At 70.4% G+C, this 17,922-nt stretch carries 20 protein-coding genes and 3 tRNA genes; 7 read left to right on the forward strand and 16 right to left on the reverse strand.

Annotated elements, in window-relative coordinates; genetic code table 11:
* Window positions 1-82: 82 nt before the first annotated feature.
* The 5 genes from IE198_RS15730 to IE198_RS15750 form a co-directional block, all read right to left on the reverse strand.
* A complete protein-coding gene (locus IE198_RS15730) occupies window positions 83-511 on the reverse strand; it encodes a MaoC family dehydratase (protein WP_189886901.1) in 429 nt (142 codons plus the stop codon).
* Complete coding sequence (locus IE198_RS15735) at window positions 511-963, reverse strand: MaoC family dehydratase N-terminal domain-containing protein (protein ID WP_189886903.1); 453 nt, start codon at window positions 961-963, stop codon at window positions 511-513. The genes IE198_RS15730 and IE198_RS15735 overlap by 1 nt, the downstream gene beginning before the upstream one ends.
* 121 nt (window positions 964-1,084) lie before the next feature.
* Entirely contained in the window at window positions 1,085-1,249 is a 165-nt protein-coding gene (rpmG, locus tag IE198_RS15740; protein ID WP_003956487.1) for a 50S ribosomal protein L33, read from the reverse strand.
* 115 nt (window positions 1,250-1,364) lie between these two features.
* Window positions 1,365-1,437 (reverse strand) — tRNA-Met (locus IE198_RS15745).
* A 45-nt stretch (window positions 1,438-1,482) separates the two neighbouring features.
* Window positions 1,483-1,555: transfer RNA gene (locus IE198_RS15750), tRNA-Thr, on the reverse strand.
* Window positions 1,556-1,904: 349 nt separating this feature from the next.
* Between IE198_RS15750 and IE198_RS15755 the strand changes: the two genes are divergently transcribed.
* From IE198_RS15755 to IE198_RS15765, 3 genes are all read left to right on the forward strand, one after another.
* A complete protein-coding gene (locus IE198_RS15755) occupies window positions 1,905-3,137 on the forward strand; it encodes an amidohydrolase family protein (protein WP_189886905.1) in 1,233 nt (410 codons plus the stop codon).
* A gap of 89 nt (window positions 3,138-3,226) precedes the next feature.
* A complete protein-coding gene (locus IE198_RS15760) occupies window positions 3,227-3,883 on the forward strand; it encodes an SDR family oxidoreductase (RefSeq protein WP_189886907.1) in 657 nt (218 codons plus the stop codon).
* An 85-nt stretch (window positions 3,884-3,968) separates the two neighbouring features.
* Window positions 3,969-4,478, forward strand: coding sequence for a GyrI-like domain-containing protein (locus IE198_RS15765; RefSeq protein WP_189886909.1), 510 nt, complete (start codon window positions 3,969-3,971; stop codon window positions 4,476-4,478).
* 70 nt (window positions 4,479-4,548) lie between these two features.
* On the opposite strand, the gene IE198_RS15770 is transcribed toward IE198_RS15765, so the two are convergent.
* Window positions 4,549-4,630: transfer RNA gene (locus tag IE198_RS15770), tRNA-Tyr, on the reverse strand.
* 193 nt (window positions 4,631-4,823) lie between these two features.
* On the opposite strand from IE198_RS15770, the gene IE198_RS15775 reads away from it, so the two are divergent.
* The 3 genes from IE198_RS15775 to IE198_RS15785 all read left to right on the forward strand — a co-directional run bounded on the left by IE198_RS15775 (window position 4,824) and on the right by IE198_RS15785 (window position 6,697).
* Window positions 4,824-5,312: a YajQ family cyclic di-GMP-binding protein gene (locus IE198_RS15775; protein WP_189886911.1), complete on the forward strand. Its 489-nt coding sequence runs from the start codon at window positions 4,824-4,826 to the stop codon at window positions 5,310-5,312.
* A 211-nt stretch (window positions 5,313-5,523) separates the two neighbouring features.
* Window positions 5,524-6,030, forward strand: coding sequence for a methylated-DNA--[protein]-cysteine S-methyltransferase (locus IE198_RS15780; protein ID WP_189886912.1), 507 nt, complete (start codon window positions 5,524-5,526; stop codon window positions 6,028-6,030).
* Window positions 6,031-6,043: 13 nt separating this feature from the next.
* A complete protein-coding gene (locus tag IE198_RS15785) occupies window positions 6,044-6,697 on the forward strand; it encodes an alpha-ketoglutarate-dependent dioxygenase AlkB family protein (RefSeq protein WP_189886914.1) in 654 nt (217 codons plus the stop codon).
* A gap of 36 nt (window positions 6,698-6,733) precedes the next feature.
* On the opposite strand, the gene IE198_RS15790 is transcribed toward IE198_RS15785, so the two are convergent.
* Window positions 6,734-7,003 carry a GlsB/YeaQ/YmgE family stress response membrane protein gene (locus IE198_RS15790; protein WP_189886916.1) on the reverse strand — a complete coding sequence of 90 codons (270 nt, stop codon included), beginning with the start codon at window positions 7,001-7,003 and terminating at the stop codon, window positions 6,734-6,736.
* Window positions 7,004-7,090: 87 nt separating this feature from the next.
* Here IE198_RS15790 and IE198_RS15795 point away from each other — a divergent pair, with 87 nt between their 5' ends.
* Window positions 7,091-8,356 carry an APC family permease gene (locus IE198_RS15795; RefSeq protein ID WP_189886918.1) on the forward strand — a complete coding sequence of 422 codons (1,266 nt, stop codon included), beginning with the start codon at window positions 7,091-7,093 and terminating at the stop codon, window positions 8,354-8,356.
* Window positions 8,357-8,453: 97 nt separating this feature from the next.
* On the opposite strand, the gene IE198_RS15800 is transcribed toward IE198_RS15795, so the two are convergent.
* The 9 genes from IE198_RS15800 to IE198_RS15840 all read right to left on the reverse strand — a co-directional run bounded on the left by IE198_RS15800 (window position 8,454) and on the right by IE198_RS15840 (window position 17,548).
* Complete coding sequence (locus tag IE198_RS15800; protein ID WP_189886920.1) at window positions 8,454-8,846, reverse strand: YccF domain-containing protein; 393 nt, start codon at window positions 8,844-8,846, stop codon at window positions 8,454-8,456.
* The gene (gene htpX, locus IE198_RS15805) at window positions 8,843-9,706 is read right to left on the reverse strand and encodes a zinc metalloprotease HtpX (protein ID WP_189886923.1); all 864 of its coding nucleotides are present in this window, start codon (window positions 9,704-9,706) and stop codon (window positions 8,843-8,845) included. Before htpX ends, IE198_RS15800 begins: the two co-directional genes overlap by 4 nt.
* Window positions 9,707-9,888: 182 nt before the next feature.
* Window positions 9,889-11,406 carry an NADH-quinone oxidoreductase subunit N gene (locus IE198_RS15810; RefSeq protein ID WP_229833972.1) on the reverse strand — a complete coding sequence of 506 codons (1,518 nt, stop codon included), beginning with the start codon at window positions 11,404-11,406 and terminating at the stop codon, window positions 9,889-9,891.
* Window positions 11,403-12,971, reverse strand: coding sequence for an NADH-quinone oxidoreductase subunit M (locus IE198_RS15815; protein ID WP_189886965.1), 1,569 nt, complete (start codon window positions 12,969-12,971; stop codon window positions 11,403-11,405). The genes IE198_RS15810 and IE198_RS15815 overlap by 4 nt, the downstream gene beginning before the upstream one ends.
* A 27-nt stretch (window positions 12,972-12,998) precedes the next feature.
* Complete coding sequence (locus tag IE198_RS15820; RefSeq protein WP_189886927.1) at window positions 12,999-14,999, reverse strand: NADH-quinone oxidoreductase subunit 5 family protein; 2,001 nt, start codon at window positions 14,997-14,999, stop codon at window positions 12,999-13,001.
* Complete coding sequence (nuoK, locus tag IE198_RS15825; protein ID WP_189886929.1) at window positions 14,996-15,382, reverse strand: NADH-quinone oxidoreductase subunit NuoK; 387 nt, start codon at window positions 15,380-15,382, stop codon at window positions 14,996-14,998. Before nuoK ends, IE198_RS15820 begins: the two co-directional genes overlap by 4 nt.
* Window positions 15,382-15,975 (reverse strand): NADH-quinone oxidoreductase subunit J family protein, encoded by a 594-nt coding sequence (locus IE198_RS15830; protein WP_189886931.1) that lies wholly within the window; start codon window positions 15,973-15,975, stop codon window positions 15,382-15,384. Before IE198_RS15830 ends, nuoK begins: the two co-directional genes overlap by 1 nt.
* The gene (locus tag IE198_RS15835; protein ID WP_189886932.1) at window positions 15,972-16,580 is read right to left on the reverse strand and encodes a NuoI/complex I 23 kDa subunit family protein; all 609 of its coding nucleotides are present in this window, start codon (window positions 16,578-16,580) and stop codon (window positions 15,972-15,974) included. Before IE198_RS15835 ends, IE198_RS15830 begins: the two co-directional genes overlap by 4 nt.
* A gap of 2 nt (window positions 16,581-16,582) precedes the next feature.
* Window positions 16,583-17,548, reverse strand: a complete 966-nt coding sequence (locus IE198_RS15840) for a complex I subunit 1/NuoH family protein (protein ID WP_189886935.1) — start codon at window positions 17,546-17,548, stop codon at window positions 16,583-16,585.
* Window positions 17,549-17,922 lie beyond the last annotated feature (374 nt).

Consider the following 17,922-nt stretch of genomic DNA (forward strand, 5'->3'; position numbering starts at 1 on the left):
CCGGCGAGCGGAACCGGTCCGGCCGCGGTAAGGGGGCGCCCTCCCTGCATGCACGAGCGCCCCTTGCCGTTCCTCGCGCCCGTCAGGCGAGCTGAACCACCGCGCGCGACATGCCCAGCACCTTCTGGCCACCGCTGGTCGCGACGAGGTCCACGCGGACCCGGTTGTCGTCCAGCTTCGCCGCGACCTTGCCGCTCACCTCGATCAACGCACCCTTGTCGTCGTTGGGGACGACGACGGGCTTGGTGAAGCGCACCCCGTACTCGACGACCGCACCCGGGTCGCCCACCCAGTCGGTCACGACCCGGGCAGCCTCAGCCATGGTGAACATGCCGTGTGCGATGACGTCCGGCAGCCCGACCTCGGTGGCGAACTTCTCGTTCCAGTGGATCGGGTTGAAGTCACCGGACGCGCCCGCGTACCGCACCAGCGTGGCGCGCGTCACGGTGAAGTTCTGCGCCGGGAGTTCGGTGCCGACCTCGACGTCCACGTAAGAGATCTTCGCTGTCATCACGCCTCCTCGGCGGCGCGGGCCACCAGCTTCGTCCACGCGGTCACGACCAGTTCACCGCTCTCGTCGTGGACATCACCGCGGATGTCCAGGATGTCGTTGCCCGCGAGGGACTTGACGGTCTCGATCGTGGAGGTGACCGTCAGCCGGTCGCCCGCCCGCACCGGCCGCCGGTAGGCGAACTTCTGGTCGCCGTGCACCACGCGGCTGTAGTCCAGCCCCAACTGCGGGTCCTGGACGACCTGCTCGGCGGCCTTGAACGTGATCGCGAAGGCGAAGGTCAAAGGAGCGATCACGTCGGAGTGACCGAAAGCACGGGCCGCCTCCCGGTCCGTGTAGGCGGGATTCGCGTCCCCCACCGCCGCGGCGAACTCTCGGATCTTCTCCCGGCCCACCTCGTACGGCGCGGTGGGCGGATAGGTCCGCCCCACGAACGACTGGTCGAGCGCCATGAACTGGCTCCCTCCTGATATTGATCACAACGTGCATGCCGGCGGGGCGACCTGATCGACGGCCCGCGACAAACGACACGAGGCCGCCCCCAGCGGGGACGGCCTCGTATACGAGCCTGATTCAGCGAGTTTCGCGGTGCGCCGTGTGCGAGTTGCAGCGCGGGCAGTGCTTCTTCATCTCAAGACGGTCCGGGTTGTTACGCCGGTTCTTCTTGGTGATGTAGTTCCGCTCCTTGCACTCCACGCAGGCCAGCGTGATCTTCGGGCGGACGTCGGTGGCAGCCACGTGAGTGCTCCTTGGACGGACTATGGACGGATGAAGCCCCCCACGCCGGATGGCAATGGGGGCGCATAAAAGAGTAGCCGACCGGAGGACCGACCCCACAATCGGCTACTGTGTGTAGCGGTGACCGGACTTGAACCGGTGACACAGCGATTATGAGCCGCTTGCTCTACCGACTGAGCTACACCGCTGCGATGTCGGTTTCCCTCGCCCGAAGGCAAGGTCACCTACATCAGAGCCCCAATACGGAATCGAACCGTAGACCTTCTCCTTACCATGGAGACGCTCTGCCGACTGAGCTATTGGGGCGAGCGATGAAGACATTACACGGTCCGCCGCCGTTCGCCCAAATCCGTTTCGCTGCGCCCGGCCGGCCCCCTTCCGGCCCGTGGGCACGTCCCGCTCTCCGGTGGCCGTCCGCCCGTCATCCGGGAGTCCCGCGCACGTCACACGCACTGCACCGGCGGCACCCCGCCCGTCTCGTACGTCACTTGCGACCGCACCGGTACGACTATTGCGCTCCTCCTCGAAGCGCACCGCGAGCGCCCCTAGGCTCGACGCACGCTGTGTGATCCCCTCCGGCTCCCACGCCACGGCTCCCCACCGCCCGGGCAGTGGGGAAAGCCGCCCGAGTCCGACCGCCCCACTCAGGAGCGCGATGCCCGACAGCCAGCCGCAGCCCCCCGGCGGCGCCCCCGCGGACACCGCCGCGCTGCTGCTCTGCGGTGCGAGGCTCACGGACGGCCGCACCGTCGACGTACGGCTCAGCGGCGGCCGCATCGAGGCGGTCGGCACCGCGGGCTCCCTCCCGCCGCACTCCTCCCGGGTCGACCTGACGGGCTTCCTGCTGCTGCCCGCCCCAGCGGAACCGCACCTGCACAGCGACACGGCGCTCAGCGCGGAGACCCCCGGACCCGTCTCCTACGACACGGAGGACGTCCAGCGGCGTGCCACCGAAGCCGCGCTGCTCCAGCTCGGGCACGGGGCGACGGCGCTGCGCTCGCACGTGCGGATCGGTGACGTACAGGGACTCGGCCCGCTCGAGGCGGTGCTCCAGGCGCGGCACTCGCTGCGCGGGCTCGCCGACCTGACCACCGTCGCGGTGCCCAGGCTGCTGACGGGTGTCGCCGGCGCCGACGGCCTGGCCATCCTCCGGGACGCGTTGAAGATGGGTGCCGGCGTGGTGGGCGGCTGCCCCGACGCGGACCCCGACCCCACGGGATACGTGGAGGCGGTGCTGGAGATGGCCGCCGAGTACGGCTGCCCCGTCGACCTCCACACCCATGGGGACGACCCGGCACGGCTCGCGCGGCTCGCCGCCATGGCCGGGGGGCTGCGGCCCGGCGTGACCGTCGGGCCCTGCGCCGGTCTCGCCCGGCTGCCGAGGGACATCGCCTCCCGGACGGCCGACCGGCTCGCTGCTGCGGGGGTCACCGTCGTCTCGCTGCCCCAGGGTGGCTGCCCCGGCGTGGAGCAGCGCGGCAACGCGCCGGTACGGCTGCTGCGGGCAGCAGGCGTGCGGGTCGCGGCGGGCAGCGGGGCGCTGCGGGACGTGAGCAATCCGGTCGGGCGCGGGGATCCGCTGGAGGCGGCGTATCTCCTGTCGTCCCAGGCCGGTATGCGGCCCTCGGACGCGTACGGGTGCGTGGCCGGCACCGCCCGCGAGGTGATGGGGCTGCCGGAGGTACGGGTCGAGGCCGGCTTCCCCGCGGAGTTGCTCGCGGTGCGCGGGGAACGGATCTCGGGCGTGCTGTCGCTCGCGTACAGCCGGATCGTCATCCACCAGGGTCGTGTGGTGGCCCGTACGAGCGCGGTGCGCGAGTACTGCGACTCTGCGGCGACGGCTGCCTTCGAACTGCCGCGGCAGGGGCGGCCGGACCCGGGGCCCTGAGGGCGGGCGGTTGCCGGCAGGAGCGGTCCCGGCCCTCTGCGTTCCTGTCCCCTGCGCACGGTCGGGGCTTCGGACGTAACGTCGTAGGCATGCGCATTGTCATCGCTGGAGGACACGGTCGGATCGCCCGCCGTCTGGAGCGGCTGCTCTCCGCGGCCGGGCACGAGGTCGCGGGCATCATCCGCAATCCGAAGCAGGGTGACGACCTGCGGGCAGCGGGCGCCGAGCCGGTGCTCCTGGACCTGGAATCGGCTTCGGTGGAAGGGGTCGCGGCCGTGCTGCAAGGAGCGGGGGCCGCGGTGTTCGCCGCGGGGGCGGGACCCGGCAGCGGCGCCGAACGCAAGGACACGGTCGACCGCGCCGCGGCCGTGCTCTTCGCCGACGCGGCCGAACGGGCGGGCGTGCGGCGGTACATCGTGGTCTCGTCGATGGGCGCCGACGCCGAGCACCAGGGCGACGAGGTCTTCGACGCCTACCTGCGGGCGAAGGGTGCGGCGGACGACTACGTACGGTCCCGCACCGGCCTGGAGTGGACGATCCTGCGACCCGGCATCCTCACCGACGACGCGGGCAACGGCCTTGTGCGGCTGGAGGTCTCGACGGGACGCGGGCCGGTGCCCCGGGACGACGTGGCGGCGGTGCTCGCGGAGATCGTGGAGACACCGGCCACGGCAGGGCTGACGCTGGAGCTGATCAGCGGTTCGACACCGGTCACCGTCGCGGTGAAGGACATCGCGGGGAACTGACGCCGCCGGCTACCGCCGGCCTCGTCCGGGGAGACCGGTCGATGCCTCGTCGAGGAATCCCGTTCGCACGTGGGGTCTTGAGTTCATGAGCAATCACACAGAGGAAATCCGGCCGGTGGTCGTGGAGCGCGACGAGCAGCTCTACGCGTACATCCGGGGCTCGGTCCGGATGAACGCGTTCGCCGTGATCGCCGACCGGCTGCCCGAACTCGTCAACTGGCTTGCGGGCAACGGAACGGAGTTCGCGGGAGCACCGTTCTTCCGCTACAACACCGTCGACATGGACGGCGAGTCGGTGGTCGAGGCCGGCGTGCCCGTCGCGGCGGCCCCGGAGCCCGAGGGCGACATCGGCGTTGCCGTCCTCCCACCCGGCCGCTACGCGACGGTCACCCACAGCGGCCACCCCGACCAGCTCTTCGGCGTCGTCGCCGCGATGCGCGAGTGGGCGGCGCGGGAGGGGCTGGAATGGGACATGACCATGGTCGACGGCGTCGAGCACTGGACCTGCCGGACCGAGTCGTATCTGACCGACCCGCGGGTGCAGCCGGACATGTCGAAGTGGGAGATCCAGCTCGCTTTCCGCCTGGCCGACTGAGGGAGTCCCGCTGGGTACGACGATGGCCCCCTGGCCTGCGTTTCCGCAGATCAGGGGCCATCTCATCGCGTGGCGGCGCCAGGATTCGAACCTGGGTAGGCTAAGCCGACGGATTTACAGTCCGCTCCCATTGGCCACTCGGGCACACCGCCATGGGATGTCGCCTGGGGAGAGACCGCTGTGGGCGGTGCTCCGTGGCAACGACGTAAACGATACCTGATGTGCAGGGGTGCTTCGCCACCGGATTGATCAGCACCCCGGGCGGGCGGGGGTGGCTAGGCTTGGCCGAGCGGCTCGGTGATCCGGGCCGCGCCTCCACGCACCCGATACAAGGAGCCACAGGACATGGCCGACTCCAGTTTCGACATCGTCTCGAAGGTCGAGCGGCAGGAGGTCGACAACGCCCTCAACCAGGCCGCCAAGGAGATCTCGCAGCGCTACGACTTCAAGAACGTCGGTGCCTCGATCTCCTGGTCCGGCGAGAAGATCCTGATGCAGGCGAACTCCGAGGACCGCGTCAACGCGATCCTGGACGTCTTTCAGACCAAGCTCGTGAAGCGCGGCATCTCGTTGAAGGCGCTGGACGCCGGTGAGCCGCAGCTCTCCGGCAAGGAGTACAAGATCTTCGCCTCGATCGAGGAGGGCATCTCGCAGGAGAACGCCAAGAAGGTCGCGAAGATCATCCGTGACGAGGGTCCGAAGGGCGTCAAGGCCCAGGTCCAGGGCGAGGAGCTGCGGGTCAGCTCCAAGAGCCGGGACGACCTGCAGGCCGTGCAGGCGCTGCTCAAGGGACAGGACTTCGACTTCGCACTGCAGTTCGTGAACTACCGCTGACGTCTGCGGGCGCGCCGGGGGCGACCGGGGGCGGAGCGGCTGGTCCGCTCCGCCCCCGTCCCGTGCCGCCGGGGTGGGCAGTCGTCGCGGTACCGGCCCGGCGGACCGGGGGTGACGTCCGAAATCCGCCAGCGCCGGCAGGGCCGCAGTCGCAGACTCGAAGGAGCGGGGCGGACGAAGGCCCCGGGACCGGACAAGGAGCTCCTGAGCCATGACGAGTGTGTACGAGGTCGTCGACAGCCCGCTCGGCGAGCTGCTGCTGGTCGGCCGGGCATCGGCGACGGCTACGGGTGGTACGGCGCTGGCCTCCCTCTCGCTGCCCGGGCAGAAGGGCGGCGCAGTCGTACTGGACGGCTGGCGCCGTGATCCCCCGGCCTTCCAGGAGATCGGACGCCAGCTGTCGTCCTACTTCGCGGGACGGCTGACCCGATTCGACATCCAGTACGCCGATGCCGGGACCCCCTTCCAGCGCCGCGTCTGGAAGGCGCTCGAGGACGTCCCCTACGGGCGGACGACCACGTACAAGGAGATCGCCGAGGCGGTCGGCACCTCTGCGGTGGGCGTGCGGGCCGTGGGGACGGCCATTGGGCGCAATCCGCTGCTCGTCGTGCGGCCGTGTCACCGGGTGATCGGCTCGGACGGCGCCCTGCGCGGGTACGCCGCCGGTCTGGCGTCCAAGGCCAGGCTCCTCGGGCTGGAGGGGGCGTCGGCGCCGTGAGCGGAGCGGCCTCATGAGCGGAGCGCTCTTCCCACGGGACAGGAACGTCGTCGCCCCGGGGGCGGTGCACGTGCCCGGCTGGCTGCCGGTCGAGCGCCAGCGGGAGCTGGTGGACGCCTGCCGTGAGTGGGCACGCGGGCCGGTGCCGATCCGGCACACCGTGCTGCCCGGCGGCGGAGTGATGTCGGTGCAGACGGTGTGCGTCGGCTGGCACTGGCAGCCGTACAGATACTCACGGACGGCGGACGATGTGAACGGCGCGCCGGTCGCCGAATTCCCCCAGTGGCTGACGGAATTGGGGCGCGAGGCACTGGTCGAGGCGTACGGGGAGCATCAGGGCTACTCCCCCGACACCGCGCTGATCAACTTCTATGACGGCACGGCCCGGATGGGGATGCACCAGGACAAGGAGGAGCGGTCGGCGGCGCCGGTCGTCTCCTTGAGCATCGGCGACTCGTGTGTGTTCCGGTTCGGGAACACCGAGACACGGGGACGGCCCTACACGGACGTGGAACTGGCGTCGGGTGACCTGTTCGTCTTCGGCGGCGCCTCCCGCTTCGCGTACCACGGTGTGCCGAAGGTGCTTCCCGGTACGGCCGACCCCGCGACCGGGATGAGCGCCGGCCGGCTGAACATCACGCTGCGGGAGACCGGACTGGCGGGCTGAACCGTCCCGGTCGGCTCCTCGGGTCCGCGGGCATCTTCAGCGCGAGCGTGAGTGGCCGAACAGCAGCCGGTAGACGATCAGGAGGACGAGCGCGCCGCCGATGGCCGCGACCCAGGTGGGGCCGTCGTAGAACTGGTTGGCGATCTCGCGGTCCAGATAACGGGCGGATATCCAGCCGCCGATGAACGCTCCGGCGACGCCGATGAGGGTGGTGCCGATCAGGCCGCCCGGGTCGCGCCCCGGCAGCAGGATCTTGGCTATGGCTCCGGCGAGCAGCCCGAGAACGATCCAGCCGACGATGGTCATGCCAGTGAACCTGCCTTTCGTGCAGTGTTGTCGGTGAAGACGCCACCCGGCCTGGGCGCGGTTGCGGTGATCACTAGGGTTCGGCGTATGACACAGGAGCTACGACGGTCGCTCGGCGTCTTCGACGCGGTGGTGATCGGTTTGGGGTCGATGCTCGGCGCGGGCATCTTCGCCGCACTGGCGCCGGCGGCGCGGGCAGCCGGGTCGGGCCTGCTGCTCGGACTGGCGCTGGCCGCGGTGGTGGCCTACTGCAACGCCATGTCGTCGGCGCGTCTCGCCGCCGTGTACCCCGCATCGGGCGGCACCTATGTGTACGGGCGGGAGCGGCTGGGCGAGTTCTGGGGGTACCTGGCCGGGTGGGCGTTCGTCGTCGGGAAGACGGCTTCTTGCGCGGCGATGGCTCTGACCATCGGCGCGTACGCCTGGCCGGAGCAGGCGCATGCGGTGGCGGTCGCCGCTGTGGTCGCGCTGACTGCCGTGAACTACGGGGGTGTTCAGAAGTCCGCCTTTCTGACGCGGCTGATCGTCTCGGTGGTGCTGGCGGTGCTCGCCGCGGTCGTGGTGGTGCTGCTCGGTAGTGGTTCTGCGGAGTTGGGGCGGCTGGAGCCGGCCGGCGACGCGTCCGCGGCCGGTGTGCTGCAGGCCGCGGCGCTGCTGTTCTTCGCCTTCGCCGGGTACGCGCGGATCACCACGCTGGGCGAGGAGGTGCGTGATCCGGCCCGGACGATCCCGCGTGCCGTACCACTGGCGTTGGGCCTCGCGCTGGTCGTCTATGCGTGTGTCGCTGTCGCGGTCCTTTCCGTACTGGGCGCCGGGGCGCTGGGGGAGGCGACGGCCCCGCTCGCCGATGCCGTGCGGGTCGCCGGGGCGTCCTGGCTGGTGCCGGTGGTTCGTGTCGGGGCCGCCGTGGCGGCGCTCGGGTCTCTGCTCGCGCTGATTCTCGGCGTGTCGAGGACGACGCTGGCGATGGCCCGTGACGGCCATCTGCCCGGAGCCCTGGCCGCCGTCCATCCGCGGTTCCAGGTGCCGCACCGTGCGGAGATCGCTGTGGGGGCCGTTGTCGCGGTGGTGGCGGCGACCGTGGACCTGCGCGGGGCGATCGGCTTCTCGTCGTTCGGAGTGCTCGTCTACTACACGATCGCCAACGCTTCGGCCTGGACGCTGAGTTCCGGACCGCGGGGCGATGCACCCGTTCGGGTGTCGCGGACCGTCAAGGTGACGGCCGGCTTCGGGGTGGTGGGGTGCCTGGCTCTGGCGTTCTCGCTGCCGCTGTCGTCCGTGCTCACCGGTGCGGCCGTGCTCGCACTGGGCGCGGCGGTGTACGCGGCCCGGATCCGTCGCCGCCACCGCTGACCGTCATCGGTTGACCGGCATCGGGTCCGGTCGCCGGGCCGCCGCACACCGCCCGGCTCGGCGACCACGGCGTAGGCGGGATGCGCCGGTGACTCCGTCAGCGCGCGGCGAACGGCTGATCGGTGCGGACGATCTCCCTGCCCAGTGGCATCAGGGACACCGGTATCAGCTTGAAGTTGGCGACACCGAAGGGGATTCCGATGATCGTGAAGCAGAGGGCGATGCCCGTGACGATGTGGCCCAGGGCGAGCCACCAGCCGGCCAGGACAACCCACAGGACGTTGCCCACCAGCGAGGGCGCACCGGAGTCACGGCGTTCCACGGTCGTGTAGCCGAAGGGCCATAGGGCGTAGACGCCGATCCTGAACGCCGCCAGGCCGAACGGGATGCCGATGACGGTGATGCAGAGGATCACTCCCGCCAACAGGTACCCGAGAAACAGCCAGAAGCCGCTCAGTACCAGCCATATGACGTTCAGAATTGTCTTCACGGGCGGGGACCTGCCATCTGTTCGAGTCGGGCGATTCGTTCCGCCATGGGCGGGTGGGTCGAGAACATCCTGGAGAGTCCCCGGCCGGGGCCGAACGGGTTGGCGATCATCATGTGGCTCGCCGTCTCGAGCCGCGGCTCCGGCGGCAGCGGAAGCTGCTTCGTGCCGGCGTCCAGCTTGCGAAGAGCGCTCGCGAGCGCCAGCGGGTCGCCGGTGAGCTGGGAACCCGACGCGTCCGCCTCGAACTCCCGGGAGCGGCTGACGGCGAGCTGGATCACGGACGCCGCCAACGGGCCGAGCAGCATGATCAGCAACATGCCGACAAGGCCCGGGCCCTCGTCGTCGTCGGAGCGTCCGACGGGAATCAGCCAGGCGAAGTTCACCAGGAACATCACCACGGAGGCGAGGGCTCCGGCGACCGAGGAGATGAGGATGTCGCGGTTGTAGACGTGGCTCAGCTCGTGACCGATGACGCCCCGCAGCTCACGCTCGTCGAGGATGCGCAGGATCCCCTCGGTGCAGCAGACGGCAGCGTTGCGCGGGTTGCGGCCGGTTGCGAACGCGTTCGGTGCCTGGGTCGGCGAGATGTAGAGGCGCGGCATGGGCTGGCGGGCTGCCGTGGAGAGTTCGCGGACCATGCGGTAGAGCGCGGGTGCCTCGAACTCACTGACGGGGCGGGCACGCATGGCGCGTAGCGCGAGCTTGTCGCTGTTCCAGTAGGCGTAGGCGTTGGTGCCCAGCGCCACGACGAGCGCGACGAGCAGCCCCGTCCGGCCGAAGAAGCTGCCGATGACGAGGATCAGTGCGGACAGTCCCCCGAGGAGTACGGCGGTCTTCAGCCCGTTGTGCCGGCGGTGCACGGTACGCCCTCCAGGTGGTGCGGCAGGGGACCCTTCGCGTGGTGGCTCTCCACTCTCCAGTGGACCCTTCTGTACTGGTCAACGCCAGGCGAAGGACGCTGGTTCCCTTGCATGCACACGCCCCGGGCTCGACCGTTCGGGTGAGGCGTCCGAACGGCCCCTGGAATCCCCGGGCGAGCGGCTCAGAACAGGCTGTTCGCGGCGAAGCGCAGAACCAGCTGGGGGTAGCCGGAAAGGACGACTCCGGCGACGGCCGTCAGGACCACGGCGGCGGTGACCGAGGCGGGGGTCCGCTTCCGGGCGGGCTCACCGGCTTCCACCTCGTGCGGGGCGCGGAAGAGGATCGCCGTCCACTGCAGGTAGTAGTAGAGGGCGATCACGACGTTGACGCCCATGACGACCGCCAACCACCCGAGGCCCGCGTCCACAGCGGCGGAGAACACCGTCACCTTGGCGAAGAGACCGACGATGCCCGGCGGCAGTCCCGCGAGACAGAGCAGGAAGAAGCCCATGGCCAGGGCGGTGAGCGGGCGGGTGGCGTACAGGCCGCGGTAGTCGGAGATCCGGTTGAGCGGACGGGTACGGCCGACGACGGCGGCCACCGCGAACGCGCCCAGGTTCACCACGGCGTACATCAGGGCGTACGCGACGGTGGCACCGATCTGGTCGTCGCTCGAGTAGGCGGCGGCCGCGATCGGCACCAGCAGATATCCGGCCTGGGCCACGGAGGACCAGGCCAGCAGGCGCACCGCGCTCCACGCGCGGTTCGCGGACTGGCGCAGCGCGGCGACGTTGCCGGCGGTCATGGTGAGGGCGGCGAGAACCGCGAGTGCCGGGCCCCAGATGTCGGCGTACCCGGGGAAGGCGACGACGCTCACCAGGATGAGGCCGGTGAATCCGACGGCCTTGCCGACGACGGAGAGGTAGCCCGCGATCGGCAGCGGCGCACCCACATAGGTGTCGGGCACCCAGAAGTGGAAGGGAACCGCCGCAGTCTTGAAGGCGAAGCCGACGAGGGTCAGCGCGACGCCGGCCTTCGCGAGCGTGTCCAGCTGGCCGGGCACGTCCTCGAGGCCGGCGGCGACCTGGGTCAGGTGCAGCGTTCCCGTCGTGGCGTACACGAAGCTGACGCCGAGGAGCGTCACGGCCGTCGCGGTGACGGAGGAGAGGAAGAACTTGAGGGCGGCCTCGCTGGAGAGCCGGTCGCCACGCCTCAGGCCCACCAGCGCGAACGCGGGCAGTGAGGCGACTTCGAGGGCGACGACGAGGGTGGCGAGGTCGCGGGAGGCGGGCAGCAGCGCCGCACCCGCGGCGGACGACAGCAGCAGGAACCAGAACTCGCCCGCCGGAAGCTTCTCCCGGGTGTCCGTGAGGGAGAGCAGCGCGGTCAACAGCGCCCCGCCGAGCACCAGGAACTGGATCACCAGTGTGAAGTGGTCGGCCGTGTAGCTGCAGGCCTCCGCGTTGTCGGTCAAGCAGAAGGTCGAACGGTCGCCCTTGCGCAGCGGGACGAGCGCGACGATCGAGGCGACGAGGCCGGTGATCGCGGCCGCCCCCAGAAGGGGCTTGCGCCGGGCGTCGATGAAGAGGTCGGCGACCAGGACGATCAGAGCGACGATCGCGGCGATCGTGGGCGGCGCGATCGCCGCCCAGTCGACGGACTGGACGAGACTGGTGACGCTCTCGGCTGCCACGGTCACGACTTGCCTCCTGCGAGGAGCTGCTGCACGGCCGGGTCGGTGAGGCCGAGGAGGACCGCGGGCCACAGCCCGGCGATGACGGTGAGGGCCACGAGTGGGGTCCATGCGGCGAACTCGTACGCACGGACGTCGGCCAACGGCTCGGCCCGCTGCTCGTCCTGCGCTTCCTGCGGCCGGGCGCCCATGCACACACGGCGCACGACGACGAGCAGGTATGCGGCCGTGAGCAGGGTGCCGAAGGCGCCGATCGCCATGAAGGTGAGGAACGCCGGCCGGCTGAGCCCGTCGGCCGGGTCGAACGCTCCGAACAGGGCGAGCATCTCGCCCCAGAACCCTGCGAGTCCCGGCAGTCCGAGCGAGGCGACCGCCGCGAAGGCGAGCAGGCCGCCGAGGCGAGGGGCGCGGCCGTACAGCGCTGCTCCGGTGGCACCCGCGAGGGTGTCCAGATCCGCGGTGCCGTAGCGGTCCTTGACTGCCCCGACCAGGAAGAAGAGGAGGCCGGTGATGAGACCGTGGGCGATGTTCGCGAAGAGGGCGCCGTTCACGCCGGTCGGCGTCATCGTCGCGATGCCGAGCAGTACGAAGCCCATGTGACCGACCGAGGAGTAGGCGATCAGACGCTTCAGGTCGCCGCCCGCCCCGCTCCGTGCGAGGGCGAGGCAGGCGAGGGAACCGTAGATGATGCCGACGACGGCGAAGGCGGCCAGATAGGGAGCGAAGGTCTTCATGCCGTCGGGCGCGACCGGCAGGACGATACGGACGAATCCATAGGTGCCCATCTTCAGCAGCACACCGGCGAGGAGGACGGAGCCGACGGTCGGTGCGGCGGTGTGGGCGTCGGGCAGCCAGGTGTGCAGAGGCCACATCGGCGTCTTCACCGCAAGGCCGAGACCGATCGCCAGAACGGCGATGACCTGCACGGATGTGGTCAGTCCCCGGCCGTTGTCAGTGGCGAGTGCCACCATGTCGAATGTGCCGGCCTTCAGCCCGATGAGCAGAAGGCCGAGCAGCATGACCACGGAACCGAGCAGTGTGTAGAGGATGAACTTCCAGGCGGCGGGCTGCCTTGCCTCGCCGCCCCAGCGGGCGATGAGGAAGTACATCGGGATGAGCACCATCTCGAAGGCCAGGAAGAACAGCAGCAGGTCGAGGACCGCGAACGTCGCCAGGGTGCCGGACTCGAGGACGAGAAGCAGAGCGACGAATGCCTTCGGGGACGGGCCCGCGGGCATGTTGAAGTAGCTGTAGAGCGCGCAGAGGAAGGTCAGCAGCGCCGTAAGGACCAGAAGGGGGAGCGAGATGCCGTCGACACCGAGGTGGATCCGCACGTCGAGTGCCGGGATCCAGCTGATGTCGGTCGCGGCCTGCATCTTCGACGGATGGTCATGGTCGAAGCCGATCGCGAGGACCACCGCGGCCAGCAGGATCGTGCCGGTCACGGTCACGCCGTGGCGCAGGACCGCCTGGTCGGGGCTGCCGCCGCGCAGCCCCGGCGGGGCGGGCAGCAGGGCGGCGGCGGCCCCGACGAGCGGGCCGAGGACGACGAACGCGAGAAGGAACTGCATCACGGACGCGCTGATATCGATCACGGCTCACGATCCGGCGTTGATGTTGGAAAGGACGACGGCGGCGATCGCCAGGACGACTGAGCCGGCCAGCAGCGCGCTCAGGTAGGTCTGGACGTTGCCGGTCTGGGCGCGCCGGACGGCCGCGCCGAGCCAGCGCGTGCCGGTGCCGGAGCCGCGTACGTAGGTGTCGACGACCTCGCGGTCCAGGAAGCGGACCAGTTGGGCCCCCGCGCGGACGGGGCGGACGAACAGCGCCGTGTAGAGCGCGTCGACGTGGAAGCCCGCGGCCGCATGGCGATGGAGCGGGCCGAGCAGCAGCCGAGCGGGGTCGGCAGGGTCGGGAGCAGCCGCGATGTCGCCGTAGGCAGGGATGTGGGCGGCGATGGCTTCCGCCTCGGAGACGGCCGGTTCGGCATCCGGGTGGGCGGCGACGGCGCCGATCGGAGGGCGGGCGGCAACCGCGGTGGAGTGCCGCCACGCTCCGTAGGTGATCAGTCCGCCGACGAGGGCGACGCCGGTGCCGAGGACCGCTGTGGTGAGGGTCGGTGTGAGCTCGTGGCCGTCGAACCACCGGGGCAGACGACCCGCGGTCAGCCCGAAGGCGAGCGAGGGGACGGCGAGGACCCACAGCACGGTGGTCATGGAGAGCGGCTGGCGGCCGTGGTCCGGGGCTTCGGAGCCCCGGCCGCGGAAGGCCAGCAGCCATAGCCGGATCGCGTAGGCGGCGGTCAGCAGCGCGGTCATCAGCCCGGCGACGAGAACGAACCAGCCGGCCGTCGTGGGAGCGACGGCCGAGTCGCCGAGAGCGGCGTGTTCGGCGGCCACGAGGACGGCTTCCTTGGAGAAGAAGCCGGCGAAGGGAGGGATCGCGGCGAGCGCCAGCAGAGCGACGGTCATCGTCCAGTACGCGTCGGGCACGCGCTTGGCGAGGCCGCTCATACGGGACATGGCGGCGAGCGAGTTGGTGCCTGCGGCGTGGATGATCACGCCGGCGGCGAGGAAGAGCAGCGCCTTGAACGCACCGTGGGACAGGAGGTGGAAGACAGCGGCACCGCGGTCACCTACGGCCAGGGCGCCGGACATGTAGCCGAGTTGGCCGATGGTCGAGTAGGCGAGGACCCGCTTGATGTCGTCCTGCGCGAGGGCGGCGAGTGCCGAGCCCACCATCGTCACGGCCGCCATCACGGCGAGCACGGTCATGGCGGCCGCGGAGGCCGCGAAGAGCGGAAGGAGCCGGGCCACGAAGTAGATGCCGGCCGCGACCATGGTCGCGGCGTGGATCAGCGCGGAGACGGGGGTGGGGCCCGCCATCGCGTCGGGGAGCCAGGTGTGCAACGGGAACTGCGCCGACTTGCCCGCCACACCGGCAAGGAGCAGCAGTGCGATGAGGGTGGGGTGCTCGATGGCGTCGGCGGCGACGGCTCCGAGGATGCCGGTGATCCGGAAGGTGCCTGCGTCGGCCGCGAGTGCGAACAGACCGATCAGGAAGGGGACATCGCCGAGTTTGGTGACCAGGAAGGCCTTGAGGGAGGCGGCGCGCGCCTCGGGCGTCTCCCAGTAGTGGCCGACGAGGAAGTACGAGCAGATGCCCATGATCTCCCAGCCGACCAGCAGCACCATCAGGTCGCCGGAGTAGACGACGAGCAGCATGGCGGAGGTGAACAGCGAAACCAGTGCCGCATACGAGGGGTAGCGCGGGTCGTCGCGCAGATAGCCCGTCGAGTAGATCTGCACACACGAAGCGACGATCCCGACCAGGATCGCCGCAAGGACCGCGAACCCGTCGAGATGGAGGGCGAGGTCGATCGGGACCGAGCCCGTCGGGGTGAGCTGCGTGGCGGCGTCGATCGCCTTGCCGCCGTCCTGTCGCAGGGCGACGAGGACCGCGAGCACGGCTGCGGCGAGCGTCGGCAGTACGGCCAGCGGACGTACGAAACCGGGCGCGGTGCGGCCGAGCAACAGCCCGGCCACGGCGCCGAGGAAGGGAAGGAGGGGTACGAGGACGGCGAGGGTCGTGGTGGTCACGTGGTGGCCTCGGCCTTCTCCTCGCGGTCTGCGGGTGTCTCGCCGTCGTGGCCGGCGCCGGAATCGTCAGGGCCGTGCGCCTCCGCGGTGTCGCGGAGACGGTCGACGTCCGAGCTGCCGCGGTTGCGGTACACCATGAGGACGATCGCCAGACCGATGCCGATCTCCGCGGCGGCGATGGCGATGATGAAGAGGGTCAGTGCCTGGCCGGCGTGCAGGGTGTCGCGCAGCCAGACGTCGAAGGCGACCAGGTTGAGGTTGACGGCGTTGAGCATCAGCTCGACGGACATCAGGACGAGGATCGCGTTGCGGCGGGCGAGCACCCCGTACAGCCCGACGCTGAAGAGGAGCGCGGAGAGCACCGCGGGATGGGCGAGGTGCATCAGCTGTTCCCCTCTCGGACCGGTCGGTCGGCCGGCAGGCCCTGGGCCGGTCCCTCCTTGTCCCTGCGGGACAGGACGATCGCGCCGATCAGGGCGGCGAGCAGCAGCACGGAGAGCGCCTCGAACGGCAGCACCCAGTGCCGGAAGAGGATCTCGCCGGACACCTCGGTGGAGCCCTGGGCCGGTCCGTCGAGGTCGATCCAGGTGGTGCGGAAGGCGTCGACGACGACCCACACCAGGGACGCCGCGGCCGCCACCGCCACTGCCAGGGCGACCCACCGGTTACCCGAATCGGCGTCCGGTGAGCGGCCGATGGGCGCCTTGGTGAGCATCAGACCGAACAGAAGGAGGACCACCACGGAACCGACGTAGATCAGGACCTGCACCCACGCGATGAACTCCGCGGTGAGCAGGAGGTACTCGACGGCGAGGCCACCGAGCGCCACGACCAGCCAGAGGGCGGCGTGCACCAGCTGCCTGGTCGTGACCATGATGAGGGCCGCGCCGAGGGTCGCGATGCCCACGAGCAGGAAGGCGATCTCGACCCCTGTCGGGGAGAGGAAGCCGTGCGTCGCGGCTGCGGCGAGCGTCATGCCGGACCTCCCTGACCCGAAGCCGGGCCGCCTTCGTCCCCAGGGCCTCCGCCGCCGGCCGGCGGGGTGTTCTCCGCCTCCTGCGCGGCAGCCAGCTTGTCGGCTGCCTTGCGGGCCGCGCCCAGCTCCTTCGGTTCCTCCGCGCCCGGGTCCAGTGCCGGGGGTGCAGGCACCGTCCACATCCAGTCACGGAGCTTGTCCCGCTCATGGGTGAGGTCACGGATGTCCGTCTCCGCGTACTCGAACTCGGGCGACCAGAACAGCGCGTCGAAAGGACACACCTCGATGCAGATACCGCAGTACATGCAGAGGGAGAAGTCGATGGCGAACCGGTCGAGGACATTGCGGCTGCGTTCGCGGCCACCGGGTGTCGTCGCCGGCACGGTCTCCTTGTGGGAGTCGATGTAGATGCACCAGTCGGGGCACTCGCGGGCGCAGAGCATGCAGACCGTGCAGTTCTCCTCGAACAGGCCGATCACACCGCGCGAGCGGGGAGGGAGTTCGGGCTGGACGTCGGGGTACTGGGCGGTGACGGTCTTCTTCGTCATCGTGCGCAGGGTGACGGCCAGGCCCTTGGCGAGACCGGATCCGGGGATCGGGGACACGGCTAGATCACCACCTTGACGATGCCGGTGAGGGCGATCTGGGCGAGGGCGAGCGGGATGAGGACGGTCCAGGCGAGTTTCTGCAACTGGTCCTCGCGCATCCGGGGGTAGGTCACGCGCACCCAGATGACGATGAACGCGAGCACCGCGGTCTTGAGCAGGGTCCACACCCAGCCGAGGCCGTCCGCGCCGAACGGACCGTGCCAGCCGCCGAGGAAGAGGACGGTGGTGAGGCCGCACAGCACGACGATGCCCGCGTACTCGGCGAGGAGGAACAGCGCGAAGCGCAGCCCCGTGTACTCGGTGTACGCGCCGAAGATGATCTCGGAGTCGGCGACCGGCATGTCGAACGGCGGGCGCTGCAACTCGGCGAGACCCGCGACGAAGAAGACGATGGCGCCCACGATCTGCCAGGGCAGCCACCACCACTCGAAGGCGTTCAGGATGCCGGGCAGCGAGACCGTCCCGGCCGCCATGGCGACGGAGGCGGCGGTCAGCAGCATCGGCAGTTCGTACGCGAGGAGTTGGGCGGCGGTGCGCAGACCTCCGAGCAGGGAGAACTTGTTGGCCGACGCCCAGCCCGCCATGAGCGAGCCGAGCACACCGACACCCATCACGGCAAGCACGAAGAAGATGCCGGCGTCGACGACCTGACCGACCGCGCCTTCGCTCGGGCCGATCGGGATCGCGACGAGGACAAGGAGGTACGGAAGGAGCGCGACGGCGGGAGCGAGCTGGAAGACACGGCGGTCGGCCTCGGCCGGCACCACGTCCTCCTTCTGCGCGAACTTCACACCGTCCGCGACGAGCTGGGCCCAGCCGTGGAAGCCACCGGCGTACATCGGGCCGAGGCGGCCCTGCATATGGGCCATCACCTTGTGCTCCGTCTGCCCGATGACGAGGGGAAGGACGAGGAAGACGGCGAACACCACGATGAGCCGGAGGGCGACGTCCAGTGCGTCGTTCACGCGGGCTCGCCTCCGGCGGGTCGGTTCGGCTCGTCGTCGGGTCCGTCGGCGGACCCGGGCGCGGGCCGGGTGGTTTCGGGTCGTGGGGATCCGCTCTCGGAGGCGGGGCCGCCGACGGCATCCGGATCGGGCGTATTCGGGTCGGGCGCCTCCGGAGCCGGCGCATCGGCAGCCGGCGCCGTCCGAGCGGGCGCCTCCGGAGCCGGCGCATCGGCAGCCGGCGCCGTCCGAGCGGGCGCCTCCGGAGCCGGCGCATCAGTAACCGGCGCCGTCCGAGCGGGCGCCTCCGGAGCCGGCGCATCGGCAGCCGGCGCCGTCCGAGCGGGCGCCTCCGGAGCCGGCGCATCAGTAACCGGCGCCGTCCGAGCGGGCGC

The sequence above is a fragment of the Streptomyces xantholiticus genome (genome assembly GCF_014651015.1).
Taxonomy (GTDB): Bacteria; Actinomycetota; Actinomycetes; order Streptomycetales; family Streptomycetaceae; genus Streptomyces; species Streptomyces xantholiticus.

What these genes read in the sequence shown, in the direction of transcription:
- IE198_RS15730 (WP_189886901.1), bottom strand. Translation starts at nt 511, where the DNA reads ATGACAGCGAAGATCTCTTACGTGGACGTCGAGGTCGGCACCGAACTC.
- IE198_RS15735 (WP_189886903.1), bottom strand. Translation starts at nt 963, where the DNA reads ATGGCGCTCGACCAGTCGTTCGTGGGGCGGACCTATCCGCCCACCGCG.
- IE198_RS15755 (WP_189886905.1), top strand. Translation starts at nt 1,905, where the DNA reads ATGCCCGACAGCCAGCCGCAGCCCCCCGGCGGCGCCCCCGCGGACACC.
- IE198_RS15760 (WP_189886907.1), top strand. Translation starts at nt 3,227, where the DNA reads ATGCGCATTGTCATCGCTGGAGGACACGGTCGGATCGCCCGCCGTCTG.
- IE198_RS15765 (WP_189886909.1), top strand. Translation starts at nt 3,969, where the DNA reads ATGAGCAATCACACAGAGGAAATCCGGCCGGTGGTCGTGGAGCGCGAC.
- IE198_RS15775 (WP_189886911.1), top strand. Translation starts at nt 4,824, where the DNA reads ATGGCCGACTCCAGTTTCGACATCGTCTCGAAGGTCGAGCGGCAGGAG.
- IE198_RS15780 (WP_189886912.1), top strand. Translation starts at nt 5,524, where the DNA reads ATGACGAGTGTGTACGAGGTCGTCGACAGCCCGCTCGGCGAGCTGCTG.
- IE198_RS15785 (WP_189886914.1), top strand. Translation starts at nt 6,044, where the DNA reads ATGAGCGGAGCGCTCTTCCCACGGGACAGGAACGTCGTCGCCCCGGGG.
- IE198_RS15790 (WP_189886916.1), bottom strand. Translation starts at nt 7,003, where the DNA reads ATGACCATCGTCGGCTGGATCGTTCTCGGGCTGCTCGCCGGAGCCATA.
- IE198_RS15795 (WP_189886918.1), top strand. Translation starts at nt 7,091, where the DNA reads ATGACACAGGAGCTACGACGGTCGCTCGGCGTCTTCGACGCGGTGGTG.
- IE198_RS15815 (WP_189886965.1), bottom strand. Translation starts at nt 12,971, where the DNA reads ATGCAGTTCCTTCTCGCGTTCGTCGTCCTCGGCCCGCTCGTCGGGGCC.
- nuoK (WP_189886929.1), bottom strand. Translation starts at nt 15,382, where the DNA reads ATGCACCTCGCCCATCCCGCGGTGCTCTCCGCGCTCCTCTTCAGCGTC.
- IE198_RS15830 (WP_189886931.1), bottom strand. Translation starts at nt 15,975, where the DNA reads ATGACGCTCGCCGCAGCCGCGACGCACGGCTTCCTCTCCCCGACAGGG.